At 69.0% G+C, this 5,202-nt stretch carries 5 protein-coding genes and 1 pseudogene; all 6 read left to right on the top strand.

What is annotated here, in order from left to right; all coding sequences use genetic code 11:
• Positions 1 to 292: pseudogene (locus tag WA317_RS12945) on the top strand (glutamate-1-semialdehyde 2,1-aminomutase); the annotation flags it as partial.
• On the top strand, positions 292 to 900 hold the full coding sequence (locus WA317_RS12940; RefSeq protein WP_425173410.1) for a histidine phosphatase family protein: 609 nt from the start codon (positions 292 to 294) through the stop codon (positions 898 to 900). The pseudogene WA317_RS12945 and the gene WA317_RS12940, both read left to right, overlap by 1 nt.
• 2 nt (positions 901 to 902) lie before the next feature.
• Positions 903 to 1,526 carry a TlpA family protein disulfide reductase gene (locus tag WA317_RS12935; protein ID WP_425173409.1) on the top strand — a complete coding sequence of 208 codons (624 nt, stop codon included), beginning with the start codon at positions 903 to 905 and terminating at the stop codon, positions 1,524 to 1,526.
• Positions 1,523 to 2,302, top strand: a complete 780-nt coding sequence (locus WA317_RS12930; RefSeq protein ID WP_425173408.1) for a cytochrome c biogenesis CcdA family protein — start codon at positions 1,523 to 1,525, stop codon at positions 2,300 to 2,302. The genes WA317_RS12935 and WA317_RS12930 overlap by 4 nt, the downstream gene beginning before the upstream one ends.
• 53 nt (positions 2,303 to 2,355) lie before the next feature.
• The gene (locus WA317_RS12925; protein ID WP_425173411.1) at positions 2,356 to 3,981 is read left to right on the top strand and encodes a cytochrome c biogenesis protein ResB; all 1,626 of its coding nucleotides are present in this window, start codon (positions 2,356 to 2,358) and stop codon (positions 3,979 to 3,981) included.
• A 58-nt stretch (positions 3,982 to 4,039) separates the two neighbouring features.
• Entirely contained in the window at positions 4,040 to 5,011 is a 972-nt protein-coding gene (gene ccsB / locus WA317_RS12920) for a c-type cytochrome biogenesis protein CcsB (RefSeq protein ID WP_425173407.1), read from the top strand.
• Positions 5,012 to 5,202 lie beyond the last annotated feature (191 nt).

The raw sequence follows: 5,202 nt of genomic DNA, 5'->3' as shown, positions 1-5,202 counted from the left end.
GTCTGAGGCGTTGACCAACGCGGGCGTGCCGCATCAGATTCCGCGCGCCGGCAACATGCTCAGCGTGTTCTTCACCGAACAACCGGTGACCGATTTCGGCGCGGCGCGCGCCAGCCAGACCTGGCGCTATCCGGCCTTCTTCCACGCCTTGCTGGGCGCCGGGGTCTACCCGCCGTGCAGCGCCTTCGAGGCGTGGTTCGTCTCGGCGGTGCTGGATGACGCTGCGTTCGAGCGCATCGCCGACGCCCTGCCGACAGCCGCCGCCGCCGCGGCGAAGGAGCGCAACCCCTGATGGCCGAAGAAACACGAGTGCATCTGGTTCGCCACGGCGAGGTGTACAACCCCGACGGCGTCCTCTACGGGCGGTTGCCCGGCTTCCGCCTGTCCGACAGGGGTGAACAGCAAGCCATCGCCGTTGCCGACGCGCTGGCCGACCGCGACATCGTCGCGGTGATCGCGTCCCCGTTGCAGCGCGCCCAGGAAACCGCCGCGCCCATCGCCGCCCGGCACAACCTGCCCGTCGACACCGACCCGGACCTGATCGAATCGACCAACATCCTCGAGGGCCGCGGCGTCTCACCCGGCGACGGCGCCTGGCGCGACCCGCGGGTGTGGTGGCACCTGCGGAACCCGTTCACCCCTTCCTGGGGAGAGCCCTATCGCCAGATCGCCGATCGGATGGTGACCGCGGTGGACAAGGCGCGGGCCCGAGCCGCCGGCCACGAAGCGGTGTGCGTGAGCCACCAGCTGCCGGTGTGGACGGTCCGGCAGTACGTGACCGGCAAGCGGCTCTGGCACAACCCGCGCCGCCGGCAATGCTCGGTCGCCTCAGTCACCTCGCTGGTCTACCAGGGTGACCGCCTCGTCGACGTGGTGTATTCCGAGCCGGCGGGCTGTTGACCATGCGGCGGCTGGTGATCATGGCGGCGCTGACGGCCGGCCTGGTCATCGGCTGCGTCACCGGATGCACCGGCGGCAAGGATGCAGTCGCGCAGAACGGCAGCTTCCAGTTCGTCGCTCCCGGCGGAAAGACCGACATTCGCTACGACCCGCCCGAGCGCCGGGGCCGACCTGGGCCGGTCACCGGGCCGGACTTGATGGACCCGGCGCGCACGCTGTCGCTCGACGACGTCACCGGAAAAGTCGTCGTGATCAACGTGTGGGGACAGTGGTGCGGGCCCTGCCGAACCGAGGTCAGCCAGCTGCAGAAGGTTTACGACGCCGACCGTGCGGACGGGGTCGCCTTGCTGGGCATCGATGTCCGGGACAACCGGCAGGCCGCGCAGGATTTCATCACGGACCGGCATGTGACGTTTCCGTCGATCTACGACCCGGCGATGCGCACCATGATCGCGTTCGGGGGCAAGTACCCGACCACCGTCATACCGTCCACGCTGGTGCTGGATCGCCGGCACCGGGTGGCCGCGGTGTTTCTGCGCGAACTGCTCGCCGAGGACCTCTTGCCGGTCGTGCGGCGTCTCGCCGCGGAACCCGACAACCACCCAGCGCCGCCGGGTCTGCAATGACCGGCGTCGCACAGATCGCCGCGACGGGACCGCTGCTGCTGGCGTTGACGGTGTGCGTGCTGGCCGGCGTGGTGTCGTTCGCCTCACCATGTGTCGTGCCGCTGGTGCCGGGCTACCTGTCCTATCTGGCCGCAGTGGTCGGCGTCGACGAGCAGCCGGCGCCCGGCACGCTCAAAGCCCCGCCCGCTGCCCGCTGGCGGGTCGCCGGGTCCGCGGCGCTGTTCGTCGCCGGCTTCACCGCGGTATTCGTGCTCGGCACCGTGGCCGTCCTGGGCATGACCAGCACCCTGATCACCAACCAACTGCTGCTGCAACGGGTCGGCGGCGTGGTGACCATCGTCATGGGCCTGGTGTTCGTTGGCTTCATCCCCGCTCTGCAACGGCAGGCGCGGTTCGCGCCACAGCAGTGGTCGACGATCGCGGGGGCGCCGCTGCTGGGTGCGGTGTTCGCGCTGGGCTGGACACCGTGTCTGGGCCCGACACTGGCCGGGGTGATCAGCGTCGCGTCGGCCACTCAGGGGACGGATGTCGCGCGCGGCCTGGTGCTGGTGTTCGCCTACTGCCTGGGGCTCGGCGTGCCGTTTGTGTTGCTGGCGTTCGGGTCCGCGACGGCTGTGGCCGGTCTGGGCTGGCTGCGCCGGCACACCCGCGGCATCCAGATCTTCGGCGGCGTGCTGCTGGTTGCGGTGGGTGCCGCGCTGGTCACCGGCGTGTGGAACGAATTCGTTTCGTGGCTGCGCGACGCGTTCGTCTCCGATGTGAGGCTGCCGATTTGATCGGGGGTCTGGTGGCGCAACGAGCTCGCATCACCTGGCGTGCGCTGACTTCGATGGGCACCGCGCTGGTGCTGCTGGTTCTGCTGGCGCTGGGCGCCATCCCCGGCGCACTGCTGCCGCAGCGAAACCTCAACGTCAGCCGCGTCAACGACTATCTGGCCGCCCATCCGGTGATCGGGCCGTGGCTGGATCGGCTCCAGGCGTTCAACGTGTTCGCCAGCTTCTGGTTCACCGCCGTCTACGTCTTGCTGTTCGTGTCGTTGGTGGGCTGCCTGACCCCGCGGATGATCGAGCATGCCAAGACCTTGCGCGCGACCCCGGTCGCGGCGCCGCGCAACCTGAGCCGGCTGCCCAAGCACGCTGACGCCGTGATCGTCGGTGTGCCTGATGAGGTGGCCGCGACGACGGCGGGGCGGCTGCGGGGCTGGCGCCGGGTCACACGCGTCAGCGCTGCGGGCGCCGTCGAGGTCTCCGCCGAAAAGGGCTATCTTCGGGAGTTCGGCAACCTGGCCTTTCATTTCTCGCTGCTGGGCCTGCTGGTCGCGGTCGCAGTCGGCAAGCTGTTCGGCTACGAAGGCAACGTGATCGTCATCGCCGACGGCGGACCGGGGTTCTGCTCGGCATCACCTGCGGCGTTCGACTCGTTCCGTGCCGGCAACACGGTCGACGGCACCTCTCTGCACCCCATCTGCCTGCGCGTCAACGGTTTCGAAGCCCACTACCTCCCGACGGCACAGGCCACCTCGTTTGCCGCACACGTCGACTACCAGTCGGGCCGCGATCTGTCCACCGGCAGCTGGCAGCCCTACCGGCTGGCGGTCAACCACCCGTTGCGGGTCGGCGGCGACCGGGTCTACCTGCTTGGCCATGGTTACGCGCCCACCTTCACGGTGACCTTTCCGGGGGGGCAGAGCCGCACGTCGACGGTGCAGTGGCGGCCCGACAATCCCGTGACGTTGCTGTCGTCAGGCGTCGTGCGCATCGACCCGCCGGCCGGGAGCTACCCCGACGCGGTCGAGCGTCGCAAGCACCAGATCGCCATTCAGGGCTTGTTCGCGCCGACTGAGCGCCTCGACGGGGCCCTGCTGTCATCGAGTTTCCCGGCGCTCAACGCCCCCGCCGCGGCTGTCGACATCTACAGCGGCGACACCGGGCTGGACACCGGGCGGCCGCAGTCGCTGTTCAACCTCGATCCCCGGCTCATCGAGCAGGGCCGGCTGATCAAGGCCAAACGGGTTAATCTGCGGGCCGGCGAGCAGATCCGGCTCGACGAGGGCCCGGCGGCCGGCACCGTGGTGCGCCTCGACGGTGCCGTGCCGTTCATCAGCGTGCAGGTGTCGCACGATCCGGGCCAGCTGTGGGTACTGGTTTTCGCCGCGGCGATGATGGCCGGGTTGGTGGTGTCGCTGGTCGTGCGCCGACATCGGGTGTGGATCCGGATCAGCCCCGCCACCACCGCGGGTACGGTGAACGTCGAGGTGGGCGGCTTGGCCCGGACCGACAACTCTGGGTGGGGCAACGAGTTCGAGCGGCTGACCGAGCGGTTGCTGGAGGGCTACCAGGCCCCGGCCGCGGAATCCTCGCGAGCGATGGAGCCCGCCGGCAGTACCGGACGGGCCGGAAGGAACCGCGCCGGCGACGATGATGCCGGCGGAGCCGGGACTGAGGAGTGGCGCTAATAATGAACACCCGCCGACGACGAAGATGCCGGCGGAGCCGGGATCGAGGAGTGGCGCAATGAACACCGTCAACGTCAACATCGGACTGGCCAGGTATTCCGACTGGGCGTTCACCTCGGCGTTGCTGGCACTGGTGATCGCGTTGCTGCTGCTGGCCGCCGAACTCGCGTACTCCCGGACCCGCCAGGACGGTGAGCTCGTCGCTGCCGGCTCGGTGGCCGCTGACGGTGCCACCCCCGGCCTCGTGCACGACGTGCCTCGGCGGCCGTTCGACGAACGCGTCGGGCGAGCCGGCCTGGCCGTGGTCTACGTCGGCATCGGGCTGTTAGTGACCTGCATCGTGCTGCGCGGCCTGGCGACACTGCGGGTGCCGTGGGGCAACATGTACGAATTCATCAATCTCACCTGCTGCTGCGGGCTGGTGGCCGGCGCGATAGTGCTGCGCCGCCCGCAATACCGCGGGCTGTGGGTGTTCCTGCTGTTGCCGATACTGATCCTGCTGACGGTCTCCGGGCGCTGGCTGTACTCCCACGCTGCGCCGGTGATGCCGGCGCTGCAGTCCTACTGGCTGCCGATCCACGTATCGGTGGTCAGCCTGGGCTCGGGAGTGTTCATGGTCGCCGGGGTGGCCAGCATCCTGTTCCTGCTGAAAATGTCGCCGATGAGCGGTCCCGACGCCGAAGGGACGCTGGCCCGGGTGGTGCGCCGGCTACCCGACGCCGAGACCTTGGACCGGATCGCTTACCGAACCACGATCTTCGCCTTCCCGGTGTTCGGCTTCGGGGTGATCTTCGGCGCGATCTGGGCCGAGCAAGCGTGGGGCCGGTATTGGGGCTGGGACCCCAAGGAGACTGTGTCCTTCGTCGCATGGGTGGTCTACGCCGCCTACCTGCATGCCAGGTCGACGGCGGGCTGGCGGGACAGCAAGGCGGCGTGGATCAACGTCGTCGGATTCGTGGCCATGGTGTTCAACCTGTTCTTCGTTAACCTGGTGACGGTGGGTCTGCACTCCTACGCTGGCGTGGGCTGATCCGCCATCCGGGCGCCGCCGATGACGTCCGTGAAAAGTGACCCCAGCAATGAGGTGATGCACGTGTCTGACCATCCAACGGAGGGTGCCGGTCTGCCTCGAGGCCCCGAGAGCCAACCGACGACACAGTTGCCGCCCCAACCGCGCCCTGGTGAGCCGTCCCCGTCCGGCCCCGATGCGCCGACCAGGGC

This window comes from Mycobacterium sp., from assembly GCF_049802695.1.
Classification (GTDB): domain Bacteria; phylum Actinomycetota; class Actinomycetes; order Mycobacteriales; family Mycobacteriaceae; genus Mycobacterium.
This window is presented reverse-complemented; position numbering and strand designations above follow the sequence as displayed.